The 24,430-nt window shown below is 42.2% G+C and carries 21 protein-coding genes; 7 read left to right on the top strand and 14 right to left on the bottom strand.

Annotation, left to right across the window (positions count from 1 at the left end; translation table 11 throughout):
- Nucleotides 1–54 precede the first annotated feature (54 nt).
- From ruvC to LCH52_04745, 5 genes are all read left to right on the top strand, one after another.
- Nucleotides 55–588 (top strand): crossover junction endodeoxyribonuclease RuvC, encoded by a 534-nt coding sequence (gene ruvC, locus LCH52_04725; GenBank protein ID MCA0387779.1) that lies wholly within the window; start codon nucleotides 55–57, stop codon nucleotides 586–588.
- A complete protein-coding gene (gene ruvA / locus LCH52_04730; protein MCA0387780.1) occupies nucleotides 588–1,187 on the top strand; it encodes a Holliday junction branch migration protein RuvA in 600 nt (199 codons plus the stop codon). The genes ruvC and ruvA overlap by 1 nt, the downstream gene beginning before the upstream one ends.
- 87 nt (nucleotides 1,188–1,274) lie before the next feature.
- On the top strand, nucleotides 1,275–2,450 hold the full coding sequence (locus LCH52_04735; GenBank protein MCA0387781.1) for a nucleotide sugar dehydrogenase: 1,176 nt from the start codon (nucleotides 1,275–1,277) through the stop codon (nucleotides 2,448–2,450).
- A gap of 15 nt (nucleotides 2,451–2,465) precedes the next feature.
- Nucleotides 2,466–3,485 carry an NAD(P)-dependent oxidoreductase gene (locus LCH52_04740; protein MCA0387782.1) on the top strand — a complete coding sequence of 340 codons (1,020 nt, stop codon included), beginning with the start codon at nucleotides 2,466–2,468 and terminating at the stop codon, nucleotides 3,483–3,485.
- A gap of 3 nt (nucleotides 3,486–3,488) precedes the next feature.
- Nucleotides 3,489–4,253, top strand: coding sequence for a glycosyltransferase (locus LCH52_04745; GenBank protein MCA0387783.1), 765 nt, complete (start codon nucleotides 3,489–3,491; stop codon nucleotides 4,251–4,253).
- Between the two features lie 19 nt (nucleotides 4,254–4,272).
- Here LCH52_04745 and LCH52_04750 read toward each other — a convergent pair whose 3' ends face one another.
- The 5 genes from LCH52_04750 to LCH52_04770 form a co-directional block, all read right to left on the bottom strand.
- Nucleotides 4,273–6,063, bottom strand: a complete 1,791-nt coding sequence (locus LCH52_04750; protein ID MCA0387784.1) for a hypothetical protein — start codon at nucleotides 6,061–6,063, stop codon at nucleotides 4,273–4,275.
- Between the two features lie 26 nt (nucleotides 6,064–6,089).
- Nucleotides 6,090–6,746 (bottom strand): fumarylacetoacetate hydrolase family protein, encoded by a 657-nt coding sequence (locus LCH52_04755; protein ID MCA0387785.1) that lies wholly within the window; start codon nucleotides 6,744–6,746, stop codon nucleotides 6,090–6,092.
- A gap of 8 nt (nucleotides 6,747–6,754) precedes the next feature.
- On the bottom strand, nucleotides 6,755–9,184 hold the full coding sequence (locus LCH52_04760) for a DUF5686 and carboxypeptidase regulatory-like domain-containing protein (GenBank protein ID MCA0387786.1): 2,430 nt from the start codon (nucleotides 9,182–9,184) through the stop codon (nucleotides 6,755–6,757).
- 6 nt (nucleotides 9,185–9,190) lie between these two features.
- Complete coding sequence (locus LCH52_04765) at nucleotides 9,191–11,236, bottom strand: O-antigen ligase family protein (protein MCA0387787.1); 2,046 nt, start codon at nucleotides 11,234–11,236, stop codon at nucleotides 9,191–9,193.
- 92 nt (nucleotides 11,237–11,328) lie between these two features.
- Nucleotides 11,329–12,963 (bottom strand): alkaline phosphatase family protein, encoded by a 1,635-nt coding sequence (locus tag LCH52_04770; protein ID MCA0387788.1) that lies wholly within the window; start codon nucleotides 12,961–12,963, stop codon nucleotides 11,329–11,331.
- 92 nt (nucleotides 12,964–13,055) lie between these two features.
- Here LCH52_04770 and LCH52_04775 point away from each other — a divergent pair, with 92 nt between their 5' ends.
- Both LCH52_04775 and LCH52_04780 read left to right on the top strand, forming a co-directional pair.
- Complete coding sequence (locus LCH52_04775) at nucleotides 13,056–13,820, top strand: SDR family oxidoreductase (GenBank protein MCA0387789.1); 765 nt, start codon at nucleotides 13,056–13,058, stop codon at nucleotides 13,818–13,820.
- A gap of 662 nt (nucleotides 13,821–14,482) precedes the next feature.
- Nucleotides 14,483–15,829, top strand: coding sequence for a phosphomannomutase (locus tag LCH52_04780; GenBank protein MCA0387790.1), 1,347 nt, complete (start codon nucleotides 14,483–14,485; stop codon nucleotides 15,827–15,829).
- A 57-nt stretch (nucleotides 15,830–15,886) separates the two neighbouring features.
- Here the strand turns inward: LCH52_04780 and LCH52_04785 are convergent, their stop codons facing one another.
- From LCH52_04785 to era, 9 genes are read right to left on the bottom strand one after another with little or no spacing between them, the layout of a single operon-like run.
- A complete protein-coding gene (locus LCH52_04785; GenBank protein ID MCA0387791.1) occupies nucleotides 15,887–18,145 on the bottom strand; it encodes an FHA domain-containing protein in 2,259 nt (752 codons plus the stop codon).
- Nucleotides 18,142–19,044, bottom strand: a complete 903-nt coding sequence (locus tag LCH52_04790) for a hypothetical protein (protein ID MCA0387792.1) — start codon at nucleotides 19,042–19,044, stop codon at nucleotides 18,142–18,144. The genes LCH52_04785 and LCH52_04790 overlap by 4 nt, the downstream gene beginning before the upstream one ends.
- 12 nt (nucleotides 19,045–19,056) lie before the next feature.
- Nucleotides 19,057–19,779 carry a M48 family metallopeptidase gene (locus LCH52_04795; protein MCA0387793.1) on the bottom strand — a complete coding sequence of 241 codons (723 nt, stop codon included), beginning with the start codon at nucleotides 19,777–19,779 and terminating at the stop codon, nucleotides 19,057–19,059.
- A gap of 10 nt (nucleotides 19,780–19,789) precedes the next feature.
- Nucleotides 19,790–20,152 (bottom strand): hypothetical protein, encoded by a 363-nt coding sequence (locus LCH52_04800; protein MCA0387794.1) that lies wholly within the window; start codon nucleotides 20,150–20,152, stop codon nucleotides 19,790–19,792.
- A gap of 1 nt (nucleotide 20,153) precedes the next feature.
- Nucleotides 20,154–21,827, bottom strand: a complete 1,674-nt coding sequence (gene lnt, locus LCH52_04805; protein MCA0387795.1) for an apolipoprotein N-acyltransferase — start codon at nucleotides 21,825–21,827, stop codon at nucleotides 20,154–20,156.
- Nucleotides 21,814–22,308, bottom strand: a complete 495-nt coding sequence (gene ispF / locus LCH52_04810; protein ID MCA0387796.1) for a 2-C-methyl-D-erythritol 2,4-cyclodiphosphate synthase — start codon at nucleotides 22,306–22,308, stop codon at nucleotides 21,814–21,816. Before ispF ends, lnt begins: the two co-directional genes overlap by 14 nt.
- 2 nt (nucleotides 22,309–22,310) lie before the next feature.
- Nucleotides 22,311–22,583, bottom strand: a complete 273-nt coding sequence (locus LCH52_04815) for an acylphosphatase (protein MCA0387797.1) — start codon at nucleotides 22,581–22,583, stop codon at nucleotides 22,311–22,313.
- Complete coding sequence (locus LCH52_04820) at nucleotides 22,576–23,502, bottom strand: DMT family transporter (GenBank protein ID MCA0387798.1); 927 nt, start codon at nucleotides 23,500–23,502, stop codon at nucleotides 22,576–22,578. Before LCH52_04820 ends, LCH52_04815 begins: the two co-directional genes overlap by 8 nt.
- A gap of 8 nt (nucleotides 23,503–23,510) precedes the next feature.
- The gene (era, locus tag LCH52_04825; GenBank protein ID MCA0387799.1) at nucleotides 23,511–24,419 is read right to left on the bottom strand and encodes a GTPase Era; all 909 of its coding nucleotides are present in this window, start codon (nucleotides 24,417–24,419) and stop codon (nucleotides 23,511–23,513) included.
- Nucleotides 24,420–24,430: the final 11 nt, after the last annotated feature.

Genomic DNA, 24,430 nt, shown 5'->3' on the forward strand with positions numbered 1-24,430 from the left:
TCCTGTGATTTGCAAAAGGAATTGGATGGTTACAATAAACGATAAGATGTTTTTTTGATAATTCTCGGAATCGACCCCGGAACGGTGAAGTGTGGGTATGGGATTATTTCCAAAGATGAGAACCTGCGGAAGTGCCTCGGCTACGGCATCATCAATGTTCCGTCGACACTAAAAATGCCCGATAAGCTTGCCTATATTTACAATGAGATTGATAATCTTATAAGGCAATACAGCCCTGCTGAGTGTGCAGTGGAAACTGCATTCTACGGTAAAAATATTCAGTCTGCCCTTAAGCTTGGGTACGCACGGGGAACAGCGATTATCGCAGCAGTTAGAGCCGGACTGAAGATTTCGGAATTTTCCCCCAAGGAAGTGAAGAAATCGGTAACTGGGAAAGGTTCGGCTTCAAAGGAACAAGTGGGATTTATGATTAAAACCCTCTTGAACCTTGGCGCAGTGGAAATCCCGCTCGATGCATCCGATGCCCTTGCAATAGCCCTTTGTGCCTCTTTTCAGGAGAGTGGACAGGCAACCAAACCCAAATCGTGGTCAGATTTTATTAAAAACAATCCGGATAAAGTTTTATAATGATTGGATACCTGAGCGGAAAATTACTGATTAAAAAACCCACCCAGCTCCTTATTGATGTCAATGGAGTCGGTTATGAAGTGGCAATTTCTCTCATGACTTTCGAGAGAATTGGTGATTCTGCGGAAGCCTCCCTCTTCATACATACGAATGTAAGTCAGGATGCAATTACCCTCTTTGGCTTTATATCTGAAGATGAACGGGAGATGTTTCGACTGCTGATTTCCGTCTCGGGTGTTGGACCTAAAACAGCTCTGGCACTTCTTTCTGGTATAAGAGTTGATGAACTCCGCTTTGCCATAGAGACAGGAGACACTCACAGAATTCACGCGGCGCCCGGGATCGGTAAAAAGACCGCCGACAGACTCGTCCTGGAATTGAAGGGGAAGGTATCCTCAATCCAGTCCTCATCCACAACTGTGTTCTCTCAAAGAGGAGCACGAGCCGAAGCCCTGACCGCACTGATTACCCTCGGTTTCAACCAAAAGTCGGCAGAGAAGGTTGTGGGTTCATTGTGCGATGAAAACCCGTCGGCATCGGTAGAGGAAATCGTGAAGCAGGCTCTGAAAAAACTGACCGGGTTACAATCTCCCTATTGATTTAATTTCCTTATATTTCGGTTTGTTTTATTTGTAATTTCAAGCAAAATTTATCTTTGTATTAAACTACCTCTGAAGAGAATAAAAATGAAGAAATATGATATTTGCGTTATAGGCGGATGCGGTCATGTCGGCTTGCCTTTGGCAATTGCCTTTGCTGATGCCGGAAAAAATGTCGGGATTTATGATATTAATTCCAAATCGGTTGATTTTGTTAACAGCGGCAGAATGCCTTTCGATGAACCCGGTGCCGAACCCCTCCTGAAAAAGAATATTGGTAACAGACTGATTGCCTCAACTGACCCCTCAACAATAACTCAGGCTAAATTTGTTGTGATTATCATCGGTACCCCGGTGGATGAACACTTGAATCCTAAAATGGATTTGATGGAAAGAGTTTCCGAGGAAGTCCATCCCTACATCACCGATGATCAGATAATTATCCTGAGAAGCACTGTTTATCCGGGCACTTCTGAAAGATTCAGACAGCTTCTTCAACGACTCGGAAAAAATACTCCGGTCTGCTACTGTCCTGAAAGGATTGCAGAAGGAAAAGCGATGGAAGAACTCGGGTCACTGCCCCAAATCGTTTCCGGTTTCGACAACGAAAGCGTTGAAGCTGTGAAAGAGCTATTTTTGAACATAGCTTCAGAGATTATTGTTACACTTCCAAAGGAAGCCGAACTTGCGAAACTTTTTACAAACTCATGGCGCTATATCTCTTTTGCCGTTGCAAATCAGTTCTACATGATGGCAGAGGATCAGGGGGTTGATTTCAATAACATCTATAATGCCATGACTCACAACTATCCAAGAACGAAGCATTTCCCAAAACCGGGATTTGCTGCCGGTCCCTGTCTTTTCAAAGATACGATGCAGCTTTCAGCCTTCAACAACAACTCCTTCTTCATTGGTCACAGTGCCATGCTGATCAACGAGGGTCTCCCAAAATTCATGGTTGAACAGGCTAAAAAGCGATTCGATCTTAAAAAGATGAAAGTGGGCATCCTGGGTATGGCTTTCAAGGGCGAAAGTGATGATCCCCGTGAGTCGTTATCCTATAAACTTTGGAAAATAGTGAAAACGGAAGCTGATCAGGTTTACGCTGCCGACGACAATATTAAAGACCCAAGATTCCTCTCTGAAAAGGAATTTATGGAAACCGTGGATCTCGTGATAATCGGAGCTCCTCATAACAGATACAAAACTTTTTCGTTTGGAAACATGGAAGTTTTGGATATCTGGAATATCATTAACAAATAAACCGGAAAACTGAAAATGAAAATACTGGTTACGGGTGCAAAAGGCTTCATCGCAGGTTATGTGATCGAAGAACTTCTTGCCAATGGATTTGATGTAGTTGGAATTGATAATTTATCAAAATATGGCATGGTTGAAAAAAGTTATGACAACCATCCAAGATATCAGTTTGTTTTGGGAGATGTAAAAGACACTCCTCTTATGAAAGAGCTGCTCGAGGATTGCGATCATTTTCTCGCCGGCGCTGCCATGATTGGTGGAATTTCTTATTTCCACGAATTTGCATATGACCTCCTCGCTGAAAATGAAAGAATAACTGCATCATCATTCGATGCCGCCATTTGGGCATTCAAAAACAAAAAACTTCAAAAAATTACGGCTATGTCTTCTTCCATGGTTTTTGAAAGTGTTAATCACTTCCCCACTGAAGAAGGTGATCAGCTAACCTGTCCGCCGCCTCTCTCAACCTACGGTTTCCAGAAGCTCGCTGTTGAATACTTCTGCAAAGGTGCTTATGAGCAGTACAAACTGCCATATACAATCCTTCGCCCCTTCAATTGCGTTGGTATCGGTGAAAAAAGAGCCCTGTCAGACAAGGAGATCACTTCAGGTAATGTGAAACTTGCCCTCAGCCATGTGGTGCCTGATTTTGCCCAGAAGATACTTAAAGGGCAAAATCCCATGCACATCCTTGGAAACGGAAACCAGGTCAGACACTATACTTACGGTGGTGACCTTGCAAAAGGAATCTATACAGGTATCGTCCATCCCAAAGCTTTGAATGACGATTTCAACCTCTCCACACCTGTGTCAACAACTGTGCTCGAACTTGCCGAACTGATGTGGAAAAAGATCAATCCGGACACACCTTTCAATTATGTAACGGACAACGCCTACTTGTACGATGTTCAAAAACGCGTTCCTTCGGTTGCAAAAGCGAAAAATCTTCTCGGATATGAGGCATTGACACCACTCGAAGTCGCCCTCGACGAGATAATTCCATGGATTAAACACCAGATTCAAATCGGCGGCATTTAACGAATGGTTGAACCTCCAATTCTTGCACTTTTAATTCCGGTTTATCATGAGGAGGATAACATTATCCCCCTCTTCAACCGGATTGCTGAAAGCATCAAAATACCGGTAAAGATATATATCCTTTATGATTACGATGGTGACCCCACCGTGGGAGTAGTAAACAGTATCAAGGATTCTTTTAAATTTCCTGTCGTCATGGTTAAAAACGAGATGGGAAAAGGGGTGTTGAATGCTATTAAAACAGGCTTTAAAAGTTTTGAAGAGGAGGCATGTGTCGTGATAATGGCTGATGGATCAGATGATCTGAATACCATCAACGGTATGTACGGTCTCTTTTGTCAGGGATTCCATATCGTCTGCGGATCAAGATACATGCGTAATGGAGATCAACTCGGAGGTACCTGGTTCAAAAAGACTCTCTCACGAATAGCGGGTATGTCGTTGTATTTCATTACACACCTGCCTACACACGATGTGACCAACAGTTTCAAGCTCTATTCCAAACCCGCTCTCGAGAAAATTACTTTCGAAAGCTCGGGGGGATTTGAAATTGGTATGGAGATAGTGGTAAAGTCTTTTGTTAATAATCTTGCCATTACTGAAGTGCCTACAACCTGGAGAGACAGGTATGAAGGCACTTCAAAATTTAAACTGTGGTCCTGGTTGCCGAAATATCTTAAATGGTATTTCTTCCTGATTTTAAGAGATAACAGGCTTTATTTCAAGAAAAAACCCGTATACAATAAAATCAGACAAGTCGGATACTGATTCCCCGGGTTGAAGGGACTTATTTGACAATAATCCTGGTTTCAGACGGCAAATAATTCCATTGACCGTTCTCTTTTACCAAAATCCTCCTTACATACTCCCCTTTTGCAAGATTCCTGAAGGGAATTAACGCAAAGAAACCCGGAGCCGTATCTTTTTTGCTGTTCCTTTCTGAGCACTCATAATATTCGGAAAACCCGCCATTTTTTAACTCAACAAGAACTTCCGTGTTCACAACATTTTCCCCGCCGGAAATTTTTCCTTGGAACATGTTGTAGAACTGCGTTGTATAGTCATAGTCATATTCGGCTGTCAGGCTTGTTTTGCCGGTGGAAGTCCCGGGTGAAGCAACAACACTGGAAATTATCCCATCCAGTTTCTCATACGGGAAGACTGGATAGTTGTTGAAAGGAGTTATCCCAATCCTTGCCATCACCGCCGGATACTTTGAAAATTCGGTCGAGTCGGGATACACTGACAACAGCAATTCTCTGTTACCCGACATTTTGTAATATTCGGAAAGTGCAGGAAGTGTAGTCCTTTCATAATACAAAAATCTCCAGCTCGCAGAAAATGAATTTATCGCACCTGCAAGCATCACAAGCACCACCACGATAGTCAGTTTGTTTTTTTGATTTGAGATAAACCCAAAGAACCGTGATACGGTCTTCTCACCAAACCTGTCTGAATTTAATATGATCAGGAAAAGTGAAAGATTCGCAACCCAAAACAGTGCTGAAAATGAAGCATACCTTGAAGAAACCGATGTCTCCAGACCAAAACCAATCCTGCCGAACGCAATAACAGCCCCTGAGAGAAGTACCCACAGTGAAAGGGCAAAAAGGAAAAGGAGTCCGCCACCGGCGGATTTTCTGTGGCGAAACAACTTTACAGCATTGAAAAGGAAAATGAGGAGACCTGCAAAACCGGCACCCAGTGACAGACCTGCCAAAATCTTATTCGCGTAAAACGGATAAACTATAACCTGACCAATGAAAAAAAGAAAGAACACCGGCAATTTTGCAAGATTTGGCAATAAGTTTGCCATCATTGAATTGCCGCTCTCTCCCCGGGAGAAAGTTGTAAAGAAAAGAAGTACGATAATTGCCATTCCTGCCAGATAAATAATTATTTTTTTCTTCCTGTCTTCTTTTTCCGATGCATCAAAAAAGAGCAGAAACCCGTTCACCACCAGACCAATGATACCGTTTCCAAATGAAAAGGTCGATATTCCTGCAAAAATCAGGGATAAAACTGTGTTTGAAGTGGAAGACTTTCTTACAAAAAGAAAATATGACGACCAGATAAAAAACACGATACACATGATCAGTTGTATCTGCCAGAATCTTAGGAAGTTTTCCCATTGCAGCAATGAGAAAAAAAGAAAGGAGCCTGCTGTAATCGCAATTTGACCAAGCCTGTTATGTGATTCCTCCTGAATCTGCACTTTCCATATCAAGCGATACCCTGTGAAAGCAAAGACGATTGTCAAAACCAGCAGTGGCAAAACCTGAAAATTAAAAATGGTGAGCATGCCGACCATTACCAATTTTGGGAAAAGAATCTGATGATCGTTGTGCGGTTTCAGCCAGTCACTCAAACCGGCATTTCCTGATGCAAGTTTCTCCCAAAAAGGTACCAGTGCCAGCTCGTCCCAAACAAAAAAATCGACATGGTACGAGATCACGAATGTGAAAAGCACAATCAGTGGTATCATGGCAGTTAAAAAACTTACCTGCTTCTGCCGGTTTGTTGTGCTCCCCTCCATTTTCTTGAAGAGGAATTGAATCAATTTACCTGATGAGTTCATAACAAATTAATTTTATGAAAAATTACTTATTTAACCGTTGCCCTGACAACGGGAACACCTTCCACATATCCTTCAAGCACGGCACCGGAAGTTACTCTGCCGACACCTGCCGGTGTTCCGGTAAACACAAGATCACCCTTTTCGATTGTCATCATTTTTGAAATTTCAGACACTATTTCTACAGGTTTGAATATCATAAGATTCAATGGTGCATTCTGTCTTAATTCACCGTTCACATGGAGCACTATCTTTGCATCCATTGACAGATCAAGATCTTCCTTAAGAATAAACCCGGATACAATCGCTGCATTGTCAAAACACTTTGCCTTCTCCCAAGGGTGTCCCTTCCCCTTTAGTATATTCTGTTGATCACGGAGTGTCATATCAAGACCGGTCGCATAGCCGATTATTGCCTCCTCAGCCTCAGCCGGTGAAACATTTTTGATATCCTTTCCAATAAGAAGTACCAGTTCAGTTTCATAATTCATATCATCCGAGTAGGGCGGCACTTCGATTTCCGCTCCCGACCAAGCAAGGTTCGATGAAGGCTTCATGAAAAAGAGGGGAAAATCAGGCACCTCATTTCCCAGCTCTTTTGCGTGTTCTTCATAATTTCTTCCTACACACAGAACTTTACCCGGAAAAAAACTGCCTGCTTTTGTTTTTATTTCGATTGTTGACATTTTGTATCCTATAAAATAATTACTGAGTTGATACCAACCCTGAACGACCGTTCTTGGGTATGATTCAGCCTGAAGCCAAAATCGAACCTGACGGGAAAGAGTTGATGAAATATTCCAAATCCAACCTCGTACAAAGGTGAGGTGAGTTTTTTAAAGCCCCCGGGCATAAGAGCGGCGGACTGACTGTTATACTCAATCATGCCCGCATTCAAAAATGCTGTAAACTGCAAATTAAGCTTCTTCAAAAATGATATTCCGGTCAGTCTGAGAGGCAAATCCGACAGATTTTGATCGATAAAAACTGTCCAGCCTCTGTCACCGATATACTCACCAAGGTCGAGAGTCCTGAATGTCTGATTCTGTGCTGTTGCATTGATATTGCCCGGAAGCGAGTTCAACATCTGCACGGGAATTCCACCATCTGTTGTGAAAGCGGACGCCCGGACGGTCATAGTGGTATTAAGTGAAGTACGCAAAAACATCCTGCCCCAAACAGAGTATTGTTTATACTCGATCCCCGAAGAGAGTTCCGCGGGCGCATATTTTATCCCGGCTCCCCCCGTGATATGGAAATTTCCCCAAAGCCGTCTTCTGTACATGCCATCTTCGATATATCTTCTGGAGTCAAATCTTAGGCCGGCAGAAATTTCATTCAACCTCATTTCCGTAACGGGCAGGTTAGCCCTGTAGAGTTTATCACCGTTGAAAATTGATGCATTTGAATTAACGATACCGGAATTATCGGTTCTGTTCAGAAAACCAAGATCGATATTCAATTCCGGAAGTATCTCACCCGAATAATCAAATTCGAATCCTTTTGAATAATAATAATCGTTAAAATCGTACTTCGAGAGAAGTGTACTCACCGAAGTGAAAATTTTCCCGTAGTCATTGTTACTTCTGAAAAGAGTGTTCAATTTGTTGAACGCCTCAAAATTAAATCGATGAGTTCTGTAATCACCAAGAAGCCATGTAACATTCAATCTCTGTTTGAATTTTTCATCATTGATACCGTAGCCAAGATTAAGCTCAGCCGTAAGTCTGCTGTCGAACATATTCGCAGCCGTTACTCTGAAATCCACAGTATGCCCTTCCACCGGATTAAAATGATACATCGCAAGTGGTGCACTGACAGAGAAATTATCATTAAACTGAAATCTCTCCGAAAGGAGTGAGAAGTTGTCCCAAAAACCTGTCGGCTGGTTTTGCAGTGAATCTATTCTCCGGTAGGCGCTTATTTCCTCCTGAGTGTTCGGAATCCCCTGATAAATACTCCAGAAAGAGGAGTCTTTTTTGTCGGCATCGGGTACAACGGTAATAAGAGCCTTGTCAAACAGATCATCGCTGAGGGGTAAATTAATCTCATAATTGGTAAGTGAAGTGTTGAGATCGAATCCGGCTCTCAGGAGACCAAGATAATTTACTTTTGCATTTATCCTGTAATCGGACGGCATAAAAATCTGCTCTGAACCATACTCAAAATACTGTTGATAGAAATTAAGAGTATCAAAAAAATTTGCTACCGTCCCCGTCCTGTTGGCTGTAAGTTCGACTTTTATCAGGTCGAATGACTTGTCCAGAATATACAGATTGCCGATAAACCCGGGATCGGCTGGGTCGTCAGGTTCGATATGTATCTTGAAAACATTTTTGTGGTCGATGGAGAGTGTATCTTTTATGTAATAATAGTAGTGTTTTGTCGCATTGTCGGCGATGGGACCGATAAAATTATTATTGCCAAAAAAGATAATCTGATCCTCATAGAAATTGGCGATAAATCTCCCGCCTGTAAGTATGTTCGCGAAAGGCGGAATATTGGCAGACTGCCTTCTCCCGAGAATTATCTCCTTGTAACTCGAGGGAGCTTTAAAGTATGATTCAGAAACATTTTCAATAATTCCGCTGATCTTCAAAGCGGATGTGTCGGAGGCAGTTCCCAGAGAGAGTGCTGTGCCTGCACGATTGCCCGATACATTTATGTCCTCGGTTGTTTTAACCGATACTTTAGTGTAAGCTGAAAACTTATAGCTCTTCAGGAACTCCTTTCTCTTGTTTTTCCTCTCAATTGCCTGTCTTATTATACCAAACGCTGGATTCTCGCCGGGAAAAACGGTTATTTCCTTAAGTTCGACAAGCGAACTCTCAAGAGCAAAATTGATATTTGAAAGATTACCAGTCGCATCCACCTCTATTGTCTGAGTAAGGTAACCCACAAACGAGGCGGCAATTTTATATTTCCCCTTTTTTATCAGGAGCTCATATATGCCATCCTTGTTCGAGGTTGCTCCTTCCTTTGAGCCCAAAACCCTGATGGTTGCGAATGAGAGCGGATCGCCTGTCTTTGCGTCAACTATTGTTCCTTTGACCGAGACAGACTGAGGAAAAATAAACGATACCAATCCAAGGAATAAAAAAATAAAAAATCCGGTTCTGATCATCTGATTCTACTCTTGTTCATCATTTTTTATTAAAATCTTTTTTACTGCAAGTACGAGTCCGGTCGAAAACCAAACCATTGTGATTATTTCATGGTCGCCAAAATTAAACTCTGTCAGTCCTGCACCAAGAAAAGCTGCTATACATGCAAGACTTCCCATCACAACCGCACGCTCAAAGGTTTTCAATTCTGTCTCGTTATACACTCTGTACCCGTACCTGATTATCACAAAGAACAAAATTATCAGAGAAATTATTCCAAATCCGCCAAGTGTGGCAAGGATATGGAAAAAGTTATTGTGGAGGTGGCCCTTTATCTCTTTTTCATGAGGCCGGTTATATTGTTTAAATATTTTGGCAAGGTCTATATCCCCTACACCAAAAAACGGGTGGTCTTTAAAAATCTCCCAGCCGATCCGCCACATCGAGAGACGGTTTCTGTTGGACTCTCCCGTCAAGTCAAAGAAACTCAGAATTCTGCTCTTTTTGATATCGGTCATGCAGATATATTTTTCTGATGCCGAGAGCGAATATGGATAAAACCCTGTGTACGCAAGTTTCCTCAGAAAAACAGTCGTGTCACCGGAGAGACTTACATTATAAAGATTCTTGTCGTTACCGACAATATAAACTGAATCAGTCCCCGTTGCTACCGTTGACCACGATATTCCTTTACAATCTGTATTTGGCGGCAGATACTTTATATCCCCCGTTTCGGGATCTGCAAGATGAAATCCCTTTTCGAAATAGTAGAGAGGTTTGCCTTTTATATAGCCGACAAAATTTGTCCCTGATGGAATTTTTTTGGCATACTTGACTGTGTCATACGGCATGCCGTTACTGTCGAGTTTTATTGTTGTGTGAGAATAATCGGAGTAGATCAGGTTTATACTGTTCGAATCCGCAACTATACTGATACCTCCCGCAAACCGGGGAAACCGCAGAGGTTTACCTGTATCTTTTGGTGTTTTATAAACCGAGATGCCGCTGTCACCTTCGAAGGTGTAAAGCATTCCTTTGTTTGTGGCAAGTCGTCCAAGGTTACCCGGGGAAATGAATTCTTTTTCGATTTTGAAAGTTGTCCCTTCTTTTTGCAAAAGCAAAATCCGGTAATCACTTAGAAATGCAGCGAATTTATCTCCCCATTTTACTATTTCATAAACAGGACCGGGGGTTTCGAGTTGAGACACAAGAGAATCTTTTTTATAGACCTTTAGACCATCCATGTAGTCGGATACCACAAGTTCATCACCGATTGGTTGAACCTTATATGCCAGACCCGAAGTATTAAACTGAGTTATTTTTTCCCCCTCAAGATCAAAAATATAGACTCTCGATTCATTCTTAGCCAAAAACAACAGGATTATGAAAGAAACAACTCCCAAAGCAATTATGATATAATTCCTGTTGAGAAAGAGCATTACTAAAAGTCCGAGACCCAACCCTATCCAGGCTGTTCTCTTAAAAGTGGCAAGAAGTGAAGCAAATGAGATAAGGGAAAGGATCAACCATCCCGCCTTCCACTTCACTCTTTTTTCATTTAAAAACAATGAAAACAAAAAGAGTGCGGTGAATGAGGTCAGTTCACCTGTTGTTATCGGGTGCAACAGCACACTGGGTCCTTCGGAAGTATATTTATATAAATCCCTGATAAAATACTCGATCGAAAATCCGATATACAATAAATCGGATCCCAGGGCAAAAATGAGATAAGTGTAGAAAAATATCCTCAGTTGTCTGGCATCGCCGATTCCCGCGGCAATTGTATACATTATCGGAAGAAGAATCACCCTTTTAAAACCAAATTCAAGTGCTTGTGCCTTGTTTTCGGTGAAAATGAATGAGAAAACCTCTGCAGCCACAAAGAGGAGAAGCCAGGGCTCAAATCCAACCTTCTTAAAGAGAGAATTATCCCCTCTGAAGTATGCTGTCGCAAGCAGTACCAGCGCAATGTAATATCCCAACTGGTTGAAGAAGAGGGCATTCGTCAGCGTGCCTGCAAACATCAGAAGGGAAAAAAAAGCTGTCTTTTTGAGTGTTGAGTTAAGCGGCATCAAAAAATAATTAAAGGTTAAATAAAAGAAAACCTGAATGCAAAAACTTTGTCATTCAGGTTTCAAAATTACTTTAATAATTGCAATTTGGGTTACTTTTTAAAGACTCCCTCAATCACATTCCCAAAACTGCCGTTGGGAGCCATTATTTTAAGGAAGTTTGTAACTGTCGGAGCCACATCGGTGATCTCGACATATCCTCGGTGTTCCCCTTTATTGACACTCATTCCGTAAAAAATTAGCGGGACATGGTTATCATATTCATAGGGCGCACCGTGCGATGTTCCCTTATTGTCGTGATGCAACCATCCGGGATTGAAAACCAGCCAGGCATCACCACCTCTTTTTTTGTTGTACCCAAAGAACATCCTCTTCCTGAGAGGATCATTAGAATTGGTGCCGTTTTCCAATCCTGCCACCGGAAAAACATCCCTTATCTCCGGGAATTTCATAAGCTCGGGAGTGATGATTTTTGTCAACTCTTCTACAGTCGTCTTATATTTGGTTACAACTTTGTAATCAAAATAAATCTGGAAATTTTTAATTTCCAGGATAAATTTAGTCTCCGGATCGGGATTAAACTTTGAGGCGAGCACTTTTTCAGCAGCTTTTTGGTAAGCTGAAAGGTCGATCAATCCGCAGTCGATATGATTCTGTCTGACATAACCCGGCACTTCGGATCCCCCATGGTCCGCAGTCAGAAAAACCAGATAATCCCCTTTCGGGAACTGTTTTTTCAGGAATTCCAAAAATTCCTTGATTTCCTTATCAAGTTTCACATAACAGTCAGCAGTCTCAATTGCCTGGGGACCGTAACGGTGACCAATGTAATCGGGTGAAGAAAAACTAAGTGTAAGGATGTCGGTGTATTCACCCGCTCCCAGTTTTTCCTCCTTTATTGCTTCAATTGCAAACTCTTTTGTGAGTGTGCTTCCGTGGGGAGTTCCCTCTGCTGCACTGAAGTTCCCGAGTTTTAGTGTTATCGCAGGAATATCATGCGGGAAAACGGGTTTTTCCTCTCCCGGGAACAAACCTTCAAACGGGGTGTCATCCTCGGAACACATTGTGTACCTCGTCAGCGGGTAGGTCGTCTCCCATTTGCTTTTCAAAAGTGTTTCGGGCCTTCTTTTTGCATTGAAATCAGCTACCCACTTTGGCACCTCTTTCATATAATATGTACTGGATATCCAGTTACCAAGTATCTCATCAAACCAGTAAGCTGCATTTGCTGACTGCCCGGCAGGAAGGATCGAGCTTCGCTCTTTTATAGCTATTCCAATTGTCTTCGATTTGAATGAATTCGAAATCCTCATTTCATCAGCTATTGTATTCACAAGAAGTCGTCTTGGTGAGTACTTTCCCTGTTCCGGTGTACCACCAACGGCAGTCTCATTGTTATCCTCTGCACAATAAACAGACTTGCCTGTCTCCCGCTCATACCAGTAATTGCCGATAATTCCGTGCATCCAGGGCGAGGTGCCCGTAAAGATTGATGCATGACCCGGTCCGGTGTAGGTGGGCATATAATTGTAATGTGTGTTGGAGCAACTGTATCCGTTTTTTACGAGTTCTTTGAATCCACCCTCGCCAAACAGATCCCAGAACCGGTACAAATAATCGTACCTCATCTGGTCAATCACTATCCCGACTACAAGTTTCGGTCTCTCTGATTGCTGCGCATTTGCTGAGAAAACCAAGACCAATATAAATAAAGCTAATTTTTTCATCTCATTCCGTATGTTTTATTTATCAAAATTGGCAAATCCCATTTAAATTTAATATTTTATACTAAAACTAATTAAATTTTATGGCAAAAACTATGAAAAAATGGAGCCTTAAAGGCAAAAACGCTTTTATTACCGGTGGCAGCAAGGGAATCGGGCTTGCAGTCGTCGAGGAGTTCCTGACTCTGGGTGCAAATGTTCTCACTGTCGCCCGTAACGATGATGATTTAAACGCACTCAAAGCGGAACTGAAAACAGACAAACTTGAAACGATGGTTTGTGATATTTCTGTGAAGGAAGACCGGACAAAGGTAATAAAATACCTCGGGGAAAAACTGGATTCATTGGACATCCTGGTTAATAACGCGGGTTCCAACATCCGTAAAAAAGTTCATGAGTATTCCGACGAGGAAATTAAATATCTTTTTGAACTCAATTATTTCAGTTGTGTCGATTTCTGCAGAGGTCTTTTCCCGTTGTTCAGACTTTCGAAGTCTGCTTCCATTATCAACATCACCTCGGTGGCGTCCTTTTTCGACGACTCCACAGGATTTCCATATGCATCCTCGAAATCCGCTGTAAATCAGTTTACCAAATCCCTTGCTTCCGAGTGGGGAAAACACAAAATCAGAGTGAATGCTGTGCTCCCCTGGTTTATTAAAACCCCGCTAACCGAGGGTTACCTGGCGAATGAAGAGAATTACAAAAAAATCATTGAACGGACACCTCTGAACAGGGTCGGAAATGCTGATGAAGTCGCATCACTGGTTGCCTTCCTGTCGATGGATATTTCATCTTATATAACCGGTCAGACAATCTTTGTGGACGGTGGGGTGAGCGGGAGTGTGTTTGGGAAGTAGGTTTGGATAAAAACAAAAAAAAGAGGCTGTCAGATCTTAAAATCAAGACAGCCTCAAACATTTAGATAAAGTGGTCTGTGGCGTAAACCGGATGGATCATACACTCATCCTCTTCCGTACCGTAACAATGGCTGCATTTTTCTACCGTAAACACAAACTTGTCTTCCTTTTCCGATGCACCAATGAAATTAAGTACGGCTTTGCAGCTTGAGCATTGAACTATATGATACCTCTGAGATCTGCCCGAACACTCCGGACACAAATAACCAAGTTCTTCGTCGTGTAAGCCCGGCTCCAGTACGAAGAAGCTTCCACATTTTACATTATTACATTTAGCAAAATGTTTAGCATTTGTAGCTCTTTTCGCGATAGCTCCTCCATTTATTTTCAAGCCTCAACTTAACTGATTTGCCTCACATAAAAATATATAAAAATTTATACCTGTATATCGATTTTGTGCTTGCAAGTATTAATTTGTTCAATTAGAAGCGCAGGCGACAAATTTTGGACTAATTTCCCGACTTTAATTTTTGAACCTCTCCCGAAAGAATTCTGAATTTAATTTAGCGATTCAAAGACCACAACGGGGAGATAAATTCAACAAGTATGATTATTTTAAACGATTAAATTTTTTAATTATTTTCAAGATACCCGGAGAGTCAATGTCGAAAATCGCATGTTTTAAAGCTTATGATATCAGAGGAGTCGTTCCTTCTGAATTGAATGTTGAGCTGGCATACAATATTGCCAGAGGATATAAAAAATTCACCGGCTGCAAGTCGGTTGTAATCGGGCGGGATATAAGAAAATCGTCCGAGGAACTGAGCACAGCATTAGTGAACGGGTTTCTCGATTCAGGTGTGAATGTAATCGATATCGGTTTATGCGGAACTGAGATGGTGTACTTTGGTACATCATATCTGAACGCCGATGGCGGTATCATGATAACCGCATCCCACAACCCCCCTGAATATAACGGTATGAAGTTTGTCCGTGAGAGATCGATCCCAATCAGCTATGATTCAGGGCTTAATACTATTGAAGAAATTATCACTTCGAATGCTTTTGATCCCCTCCCTTCGGCGAAAGGAAGTTACTCCCAAAGAGACATCGCTGAAGAATTTGTGATACACCTCGGCAGTTTCTTTGATGTGAATAAAGTTAAAAAAATGAAAGTTGTGGTTAATGCCGGAAACGGATGTGTCGGACCGATGTTGGACAGACTGGAAAAAATTCTCCCCATCGAGATGATAAAGCTCTTCAATGACCCGAATCCCGATTTTCCAAACGGTGTCCCGAATCCGATGATCGAGGAAAACCGCAAACCGACCATTGATGCAATCATTTCAAACAAAGCTGACCTCGGCGTTGCATGGGACGGTGACTACGACCGCTGTTTCTTCTTTGATGAGTCAGGAGAGTTCATTGAAGGATATTATATCGTCGGAATGCTCGCAAAATCGATACTTAAAATGAATCCGGGCGAGAAGATTATCCATGACCCGAGACTTGTCTGGAATACCATCGAAGTCTGTAAAGAAGCCGGCGGTGAAGCTGTTCAGTCAAAAAGCGGACACGCCTTCATAAAAGAGAAAATGAGAGAAGTGAATGCAATTTACGGTGGTGAAATGTCTGCTCACCACTATTTCCGTGACAATGCCTACTCCGATTCGGGGCTGATCCCGTTCCTGCTGGTTATCCAGTTGATGTCTGAAGAGGGAAAATCGCTTTCGCAGCTCGTTAATGAAATGATCGAAAAGTATCCTTGCTCGGGTGAAATCAATTCAAAAATAGCCGACGCTGCCGGAAAACTTGAAGAGATAAAAGCCAAATACAGCGACGGTATTTTCGATTATACCGATGGTGTTAGTGTTGACTATGGCACATGGCGATTCAACCTCAGAATGTCGAATACCGAGCCTATCATCAGATTGAATGTGGAAACAGTCGGAGATATCCCGCTGATGAAACAAAAAACAGATGAGTTGCTTGCGATAATCAGAGGATAATCTTAATCACATTCCTAAAGTAGTTTATCCCCGGAAGTCGAAACTTTCGGGGATTTTTTATTTCTTTTTGTCGAGGCTTTTAAGTTTCCAGACCAGTCCGGAGATAAAAGCGAAAAACATGAGTACAATTATTGAAAAAGCGATCCCGGCACCTTCAGTATTAAACCCTAAGGCCTTGACCCCTTCTTCCGGGTTGGAAGTTATGAGTACCAACTCATAAACCCAACGGCTCAACCAGAATCCTGCAAGAATATGGATACCTGAACTCTTCATTGCCTCGAAAGTCTGTACCAAACCGGCAAAAATCACCACAGGTATCAGAACTAATGGAAGAATAGTGAGAGCAAACGCCTCCGTTTTGGAAAATGAAGATAACAAGAGCCCCAGTACAGTCGAGGTGAATGAAGAGAACAGGAGAATGAAAAATAGTTGAATATCATTTGCAAAATTAAAATATGAACCTGTGATAATTAAGAGTGAAAAAGTCTGAACAACCGAAAACATAAAGAGCACAGCAAGTTTTGAAGTCAAATATGCAGGTATGGAAAGATTTACCATCCTTTCCCTCTTGTATATACTTCGCTCGTTTACTATCTCCCTTACGGCATTTGAGCAACCTAACCAAATTGTAGATACAACTAAAATAAATAATGCTTTAAATTCATCTCCGTTTTGTTTAAATAAAAGATTGATGAAAAGAGCGATTAGTGGCGCTTGAATCAGAAGAAAGATTAAATTTATTGTATCCCGCATTTTAATCTTTAAATATCTGGAAGTCAGCGTAGTCAGTTGATTAAAAATGTCAGCCGTTTGTGGAACAGTTTTGTTTTGTGTTTGGGGTTTTCTAATTATTGTGTCAGGATTTGCAAAATTATCGAAATACTTGGAATTTCTAAATTTCTGTTTCCACTGATCGGGTGCGAATTTATCCAACTCATCAAAAATTTTAACAGGATCGTCAACTCCAAAGTACTCATTTACTTCGGAAGATGGTCCAAAAAAGGCAAGCTTTCCGTTCTTAGCCAAAACAATCACATGAGTAAAAAACTTAAAATTTGCCTCGGAAATATTGTGAGTGGTAAGCAGAACAGTTCTTCCTTCATCAGCAATCCCCCTTAGAATCTGCATCACCTCCCTGTCTGATCGGGGATCAAGACCGGATGTTGGTTCATCCAGCACAAGAATATTAGGGTCGGTCATTAATTCCTGAGCCAGATTTACTTTTTTCCTTTGTCCGCCACTAATTCCCTTTTTCTCAGGAGAACCAATCTTCACATTTTCTGCTTCCTGGAGTCTCAATTTTTTAATAACTTTCCCGGCTCTCTCATCAATTTCAGTCTCCTCAAATTGATGACCCAGCCTGAGCTTCCCGGTGTAGAGGAGTGACTCGCGAACTTCCAGTTCTCTGTGCAGAATATCATCCTGCGGGACATAACCGAAGACACCTTTAAAACTTTCAGGATTCGCCACAAGTGATTCCCCGTTTATTTTAACATCACCCGATGAAGGTTTGTTAATTCCGCAAATAAGATACATCAATGTGGTTTTACCGGCACCCGATCCGCCTATTAATCCAATGAACTGGCCCGGGGAGATATTTAGACTTATATCATCAATCAGTCTTTTTTCGCCTCCATAATAGATCAAATGTTGTGCTGAAATAGATATCTCATCAAGGGATTTTTTGGAACCACCCAGAAGTGAATCAAGAGAAAACGGGACTCCACCCACTGTAAGAATGTCCGAGGAAATAATTTTTGATTTTAATACTTTAATCCCGTTCAGAAATGTGCCATTGCTGCTGCCAAGATCTTCCACGAACCAGGAATCACCTTCCTGATAAAGCCGGCAATGCCTCCTGCTCACCTTGATATTATCGATCACTCTGTCACAGTCGGGATTTCGACCAATGAAATATTCCTTTTTACCTGTGTTACCCAAAGCCGCTTTTGATGGAGGAGTATAACCGCCGGAAGTGACGAGGTTTTGCCAGTCCAGTATGTGAGATTTTCCAAGAGTAACGGTATCCCCCTTCTGAAGTGTAGCGGAGGTGACCCTTTTCCCGTTGATATAGATTCCGTTTGTCGAGTTTTTATCCCGGATCGTACAGATTCCGCCATGGATTTCCAGTTCACAATGGAAATTCGAAATCCCTGATCCCTCCAGTTTGAGAGTATTCTGTGGATTCCTGCCAATCCTAATCAGTTTTGACCCGCCTGATGGCATGGAAGCTCCTGCCTGCATGGGGGCTCCACAGTCGGCACAGAATTTTGCCTCATCGTTGTTGTTGCTGTGACATTTCGGACATTGTTTCATGGTCTTAGTATCTCCTTAATATCAAATTTCCCGTTATAATTTAGGGGAATTGTAGCTGTTTGATCAAATATTTTTATCCTCAATTTCCCTTTTACTGTGTACGCGACCTTTCCTGCGGAAGTGAAAAGCCCGAACAGGGTTGAGGGACCCGATGAGAGAAGGTCGCCGATATAACAGGCGGCGTTGATAATTCCTGTGGCATTTTTTTCCAGCTTTCCGACAATCAGTGACTCTTCAAGTGAAATTTTCCCGGCAGGTTTGTTTCCGAGCATTACCATTCCGCTGTCAACTCCCGAAATTTCAAAATTGACATCGTAAGGATTATTTACCTGAACCGTCAGATCAAATTTAATTGAATCCCCCTCCAGGGAAATGTCGCTTATTTTTTTAATGGAAACAATGGAATCATTTACGGGTGAACCTGTTTTATTAAAGAGGGAATCTTTGATGTTCAGGGGGACCGGAATGTCAAAATCGACAGGGAGGGTAATAAAAGAAAGTCCGGCTACTGCATAACCACTGACGCTCAGGCGGGCTGTATCACCCATGCCATTGAAGAGTTTCAATGCCTGATTGATGTTCAGGGTGAGGTTTACCCGCATATCTGCAACCGAATCTGCCGGAAGCACCACCTTCTGATCTACGGCAATGTTTCCGATTTTCTTCGAAAGATCAACAAGGTCAGCCCGCAGTTTTTCGAGTGTGATATCGAAGAACACCTTGTTCCTGATACCAATTGTTATTTCAGCCTTAAGTGTTGAGTCTTCGATCGAAATCACACGGAACGAACGAAAACCCGCATACTCAGGTTTGCCAAAAGTCAGCAGTGCAAAAATACCGCCTGCAATTAAAAATAAAGCCACACCACCTGTTATCAGGAAAATCTTTTTCCTGCTCATAACTGCTCCCTTTTATTGCATGTTTTCTATTCTCTTTGCTCTTTCCAGTGACAAAGGATGCGATGCGACAAAATCATTCACAGGGTCTCTGTCGGTTTCCTTGAAGAGCTCTGCGAGGCGTTTAAAGAATGCTATCGCTCCAAACTTCTTGTATCCCGCCTTCTTCAGGAGAGTTACCCCGTATTCATCAGCCTCATACTCATCATATTTGGTGAAAGGGACATCATAAACCGATTTCATTGCATCAACAAGCATCGCAAGATTTACATCGAACTTCCCGGCGATATAGGTCAGCTTTATTTTGTTTATGCAGTGTTTCTTCTCGATGTGTCCGAGTTCGTGAGCTATAACAAAAGCGAGTTCATCCTCACTTTTCACGAAATTCAGAATTCCGGTGTTCAGGTATATTCTGCCTCCCGCAATTGCAAAGGCATTAACTTCCTTGTCATTCACAATTTTGTAATTATAGTTTATCCCTTTTCTTTCGACAAACTTCAGGATTTTCTTGAATACTTTATCGACATCCCATCTCTTTGTAGATCCGGCAGCCATGTTTTTATCGATGTCGGCAGCGAGTCCGGCACCAATATCATTCTCTTCGGCATCACTGATATCCACAATGTTCAAAGTAATTTTTGTAAGGTCGTTTATGGTTCCCGTGATCTCGTCAAAAAGACTCCCTTGAGAAAAAGTGATACCCGAACCCAGAATCAGGAGAAAAAATAACTTTCTCATTTTTCGATCCCTATTTCAACAGATTAAAAAATCCGGAAGTGTTGCCTGTGTTTAGTGTGCACTCCCACTTTGACTCTCTCTTTTCAAATTTCAGAGTCCCGGGTATGTCCTTTTGGATACCAACGATCGGAACAGGTTTGTTGAGGTCAAACTTGAATTCAACCTCAAATTCCGTTTTTTGATCGTTTGTGTACCCCTCCTTGATTTCGCGGAAGTTGATCGCGTCATATTCCTGTCCGAGCAAACCTTTCACAGAATTCCGGACTTTCTCATATTCTTCTTTGTAAAGTGAATTTGAGGGCACATCTTTGCATCCCGAAAGGGTAAGAATCATTAGAACAGGGAGAAGCAATTTCACCAATCTGTTTTTCATACTAACCTCGTTTTTCAGTTTTATTCTTTTTCTCAATAATTACCTGATATATCCAAAGAAGGACTGCAATTACTGACAATAAAATCGTTAGATACGGTACAACAAATGCACTGTTCATGAACAGAGTGCTTTTCTTCAACAACGGAACATCCACCGTGATCACGGCAGTCTCATACATCCTTGTCGCAGTTTGCGTTGTTCCCGACTGATTAATCAGGCACGAAATGCCGCCGTTTGCTGCCCGAACAAATGCCCGGTGATTTTCAAGCGCCCGGAGAGTGGAAAATTCTTTATGCTGATATGGTCCTGATGTGTTGCCGTACCAACTGTCATTTGTAACAACTGCAAAAAATTCAGCACCCTTCTGTGAAAACTCTGTCACAAAATTAGGGAAAACCGATTCGAAACATACAAGAGCACCAAACTTTACCTCCCGCTTGCCGGTTGATGTCTTTACATTAGCAGAAAATACCATCGACTCCTGCCCCACATTCCAACTGCTCAGCCCAACTCCCCATTGCAAAACATTTCCCAAAAAAGGAAGCTGATCGATATAAGGGGTTCGCTCGCCAAAAGGAACGAGCTTTACTTTCCCATACTGCTGAACGGTCCGGTCACCGGGGGCAAACAGCAGAACTGAATTATAAGTCGCATATTTAATGTCACTTCCCTTGTAGGATTTTACATCGGGGGGAAGCTTGTCACCGGGTTGAAACATTTTAATATGCGGCATACCTGTAAGAATATAAACTTTGTTACTGTCGGCATAACTGTAAATTCTTTGTACCTGAGCGTCATACTGACCGTTCATGAGATAGACGGGCAACGCCGTTTCGGGCCAGATAATTAGTTGAGCTCCCTCTTTAACCGCCTTGTCTGAGAGGGTAAAATATTTATTCAGAATGTCATCAAGATTGCCACCTGCCCACTTTTCGTAGGGATCGAGATTTGGCTGTACCAGTCCGGTTCTTAGAGTCTCCTGTACCGGCTGATCATCACGGGTGACGATTCCGTAAAAAAGGGGAACAAGTATAAGGACATTCAAAATCCTTAGCGCCATCCTGTCGGTTTTCTTTTCAGTACGCCATTTTTCCCAAATCCGGAAGAGGATAATATTTATATAAAGGAGCAGCATCGTAACTCCGAGAGCTCCGATGATATCGCTAATCTTGTAGAAAACCGGGAAATTTGCCAATGAATTTGAAAGGGTAATCCATGGGAAGTTCAGGTCGATATTCATGTAAAAATATTCGTAGAATGCCCAAAACGGGGGAAGTAACCAGATCGCCTTCTCCTTCCCGACAAATTTCGACCTGGACAGGGCATAGTAGAGAGTAGTCGGGATGATAAAGAAAATCGGGTTGGCAAAAAGCATCAATCCCCCTCCAATCATCAGAAATGGATCTTTGCCTACAGTGTAAGCCCCGACCCAGTAGAGGGAAACCAGTCCGGTTACAAAACCAAAAAAATAGCCCGCCCTGTTTAAATCGATGAGTTTCTCCCGTCTCGTCAGGACATAAAGAAACGGGACAAGTGCAATGAAAGCGGTTACCGGAAATGGAAAAGGTGGATACGCAAACCCCATCAAAACACCCGATAGAACGATCATAAACCGTTCGGAGCGGAGTTTTTGCTTCTCTTCGGGAGTTCGCGGGATCCGTTTAAACAGGTTCATTACCTGCCTCTGTCTTCTGAAGCAACACTACAGCGTAAGCCACGGCACCCTCTCCCCTGCCAATAAAACCCATTTGCTCTGAAGTGGTGGCTTTGATAGAGATATCATCCGGGCTACATTCAAGGATATCCGATATCATCTCTTTCATGGCAGGTACATACTTCGCAATCTTTGGTTTCTCGAGCACAACTACAGAGTCGCAGTTTACAAGTCTGTAGCCCTTCTCTTTAACGAGTTGATACGAATGCTTCAAAAGAAGTTTGCTGTCGATATCTTTGAACGCAATACAGGTATCAGGGAAGTGCTTCCCGATATCCCCAAGTGCAAGCGCCCCCAACAGGGCATCCATGATTGCGTGTAACAACACATCCGCATCTGAGTGTCCGAGCAGACCAATTTCAGAAGGTATTTCTACTCCCCCGAGGGTCAGTTTCCTTCCCTCTTCAAGCTGGTGGACATCGTATCCGTTTCCGATTCTAATTTTCAATGTCTAATCTCAAATTTAGTAAATTCATTATTTGCTTTTTCTTTAATTACTGTCACAGATTTCACATTCGATCTCATCGGACCTTCTTTCGCTTTCTGATGAAGTGCCTCAATCTGCCATTCCTCTCCCTCTGCCACTATTTCGACATCACCCGACCAAAGGTTTCTCACGAATCCGGTCACACCGATATCTGTTGCTTCCCGATAAATAAAATATCGAAAACCAACTCCCTGAACAAATCCTTTGACAACCATTGCAGCCCTAATCATCCGCAACCTCGTCTTTCTTGAAGACCTCTGTGAACAACAGCCCAAAAAAGATTATTCCTGCCCCGATCAAACCAAGTTTCGTGAACTGTTCACCGAGCAACAAAAATGCAATCACCGCGGCGAATATCGGCTCAAAAGCATAAATAATCGCTGCCTTCACAGGGGGTACTTCCTTCTGATATTTTGTCATCATCGTTATGTTAAACAGTGTTGCAAAAAGCGTCGTGTAAATCAATGCCAAAACCACATCGATATCCGGTGAAAATTTTATGACCTCCACCCCTGTAAAATGGAAAACGGGCATAAGCAAAATGGATACCACCGCTGTGAATGCCAGTTGAGAAAAGGTTGTATAGAGATAATTATTCCTCTTCGTAACAACATCCAAATACACTATATAAATCCCGAATGACATAGCACAAAGAAGAGTAAGGAAATCACCAAAATTAAATGTGCTGCCGAGCTCCGTCAACACACTGATTACATCCCCGTCCCCGCTTGAGAGGAATATAATCCCGACTGCAACAATCCCGATCCCAATGGAATTCACAAGTGACGGTGGTCTCCGCTCAATAATTGTTTGAGCAAGAGGGGTAAATATCACAAATGTGCCTGTAATAAATGCCGACTTTGATGCCGTTGTATATTGCAGTCCAACCGTCTGCAGAATAAACCCGAGAAAAAACCAGAATCCAATCCAAAAACCGTCAAGAAGTTTACCCCTGTCAAGTCCCTTCAAATGTTTATAAACAAACGGAAGAAACACAAGGGACGCAAACCCAAAGCGGAGAGAAACAAAAACAAACGGTGAGACATGATCGAGTGCATTTTTGATTAGAGAAAATGTCCCGCCCCATATCACAGTAAGCAGAAGGAGAATTAATTCTGCCTTAAATTCACGAATTCTTGAACTGTTCATCCGCCGGGTCAATCCCCGTCATCTGTCGAATATCCGAAATACTTCAGATATCTGTCGTCGCTCCGCCAGTTTGATCTTACTTTCACACGGATATCGAGATACACCTCCCTGTCAAGAAATGATTCGATACCGGCTCGCGACTTTTCACCAAGTTTTTTGATCATCGAACCCTTTTTCCCGATAATGATTCCCGCTTGTGAATCCCTCTCGACATAAATCATTGCGGCAATAAAATCCTTTCGTCCCTCCCGTTCTTTGAACTCCTCAATCACCACTTCACAACTGTAGGGAATTTCCTTTTCATACAGTTCAAAGATGTTTTCCCTTATAATCTCGGATACAAAAAACCGCTCGTTTTCATCGGAGAGGTCGTCCTCGGGATAATATTTCGGATGTTCGGGAAGGTGTTCAATAAAGAACTCTTTGATCATCTGAAGATTGACACTTGCCAAGGCAGAAATCGGTACCACTTTGTCGAATTTCTTTGTCCCCTCGAAATATTCGATGCTTTCGATGGTTTTTTTCTCATCGATGTCTATTTTATTTACGCATGCGATTTTGGGGACATTCACTTTTTTTACGAGTTTAAATATCTGACCAATCGCAGAATCCTCCTCCTCGAGAGGTGGAGCCTGAGCATCATGGAGCCATACAATTATATCCGCATCCTGAAGGGAAATATTCACATAATCCATCATTTTTTCCTGCAATTTATATCTCGGCTCGAGGATACCGGGAGTATCAAGAAAAATGATCTGGTAGTTTTCCTCTGAAAGAATACCAAGAACTCTTTTGCGTGTTGTCTGGGGTTTTGAAGTGGTGATTGAGATTTTCTCACCGAGTAAAGCATTCATGAGGGTACTTTTACCCGCATTGGGTGCTCCCAGAATCGTAACATATCCCGCTTTCGTTGTCATGACATCTTCCT

The organism is Bacteroidota bacterium (genome assembly GCA_020161395.1).
Classification (GTDB): domain Bacteria; phylum Bacteroidota; class Ignavibacteria; order Ignavibacteriales; family Ignavibacteriaceae; genus UTCHB3.

Coding starts and splice junctions, on each gene's coding strand:
- ruvA (MCA0387780.1), top strand. CDS start 588: ATGATTGGATACCTGAGCGGAAAATTACTGATTAAAAAACCCACCCAG.
- LCH52_04735 (MCA0387781.1), top strand. CDS start 1,275: ATGAAGAAATATGATATTTGCGTTATAGGCGGATGCGGTCATGTCGGC.
- LCH52_04740 (MCA0387782.1), top strand. CDS start 2,466: ATGAAAATACTGGTTACGGGTGCAAAAGGCTTCATCGCAGGTTATGTG.
- LCH52_04745 (MCA0387783.1), top strand. CDS start 3,489: ATGGTTGAACCTCCAATTCTTGCACTTTTAATTCCGGTTTATCATGAG.
- LCH52_04750 (MCA0387784.1), bottom strand. CDS start 6,063: ATGAACTCATCAGGTAAATTGATTCAATTCCTCTTCAAGAAAATGGAG.
- LCH52_04755 (MCA0387785.1), bottom strand. CDS start 6,746: ATGTCAACAATCGAAATAAAAACAAAAGCAGGCAGTTTTTTTCCGGGT.
- LCH52_04760 (MCA0387786.1), bottom strand. CDS start 9,184: ATGATCAGAACCGGATTTTTTATTTTTTTATTCCTTGGATTGGTATCG.
- LCH52_04765 (MCA0387787.1), bottom strand. CDS start 11,236: ATGCCGCTTAACTCAACACTCAAAAAGACAGCTTTTTTTTCCCTTCTG.
- LCH52_04770 (MCA0387788.1), bottom strand. CDS start 12,963: ATGAAAAAATTAGCTTTATTTATATTGGTCTTGGTTTTCTCAGCAAAT.
- LCH52_04775 (MCA0387789.1), top strand. CDS start 13,056: ATGAAAAAATGGAGCCTTAAAGGCAAAAACGCTTTTATTACCGGTGGC.
- LCH52_04780 (MCA0387790.1), top strand. CDS start 14,483: ATGTCGAAAATCGCATGTTTTAAAGCTTATGATATCAGAGGAGTCGTT.
- LCH52_04785 (MCA0387791.1), bottom strand. CDS start 18,145: ATGAAACAATGTCCGAAATGTCACAGCAACAACAACGATGAGGCAAAA.
- LCH52_04790 (MCA0387792.1), bottom strand. CDS start 19,044: ATGAGCAGGAAAAAGATTTTCCTGATAACAGGTGGTGTGGCTTTATTT.
- LCH52_04795 (MCA0387793.1), bottom strand. CDS start 19,779: ATGAGAAAGTTATTTTTTCTCCTGATTCTGGGTTCGGGTATCACTTTT.
- LCH52_04800 (MCA0387794.1), bottom strand. CDS start 20,152: ATGAAAAACAGATTGGTGAAATTGCTTCTCCCTGTTCTAATGATTCTT.
- lnt (MCA0387795.1), bottom strand. CDS start 21,827: ATGAACCTGTTTAAACGGATCCCGCGAACTCCCGAAGAGAAGCAAAAA.
- LCH52_04815 (MCA0387797.1), bottom strand. CDS start 22,583: ATGATTAGGGCTGCAATGGTTGTCAAAGGATTTGTTCAGGGAGTTGGT.
- LCH52_04820 (MCA0387798.1), bottom strand. CDS start 23,502: ATGAACAGTTCAAGAATTCGTGAATTTAAGGCAGAATTAATTCTCCTT.
- era (MCA0387799.1), bottom strand. CDS start 24,419: ATGACAACGAAAGCGGGATATGTTACGATTCTGGGAGCACCCAATGCG.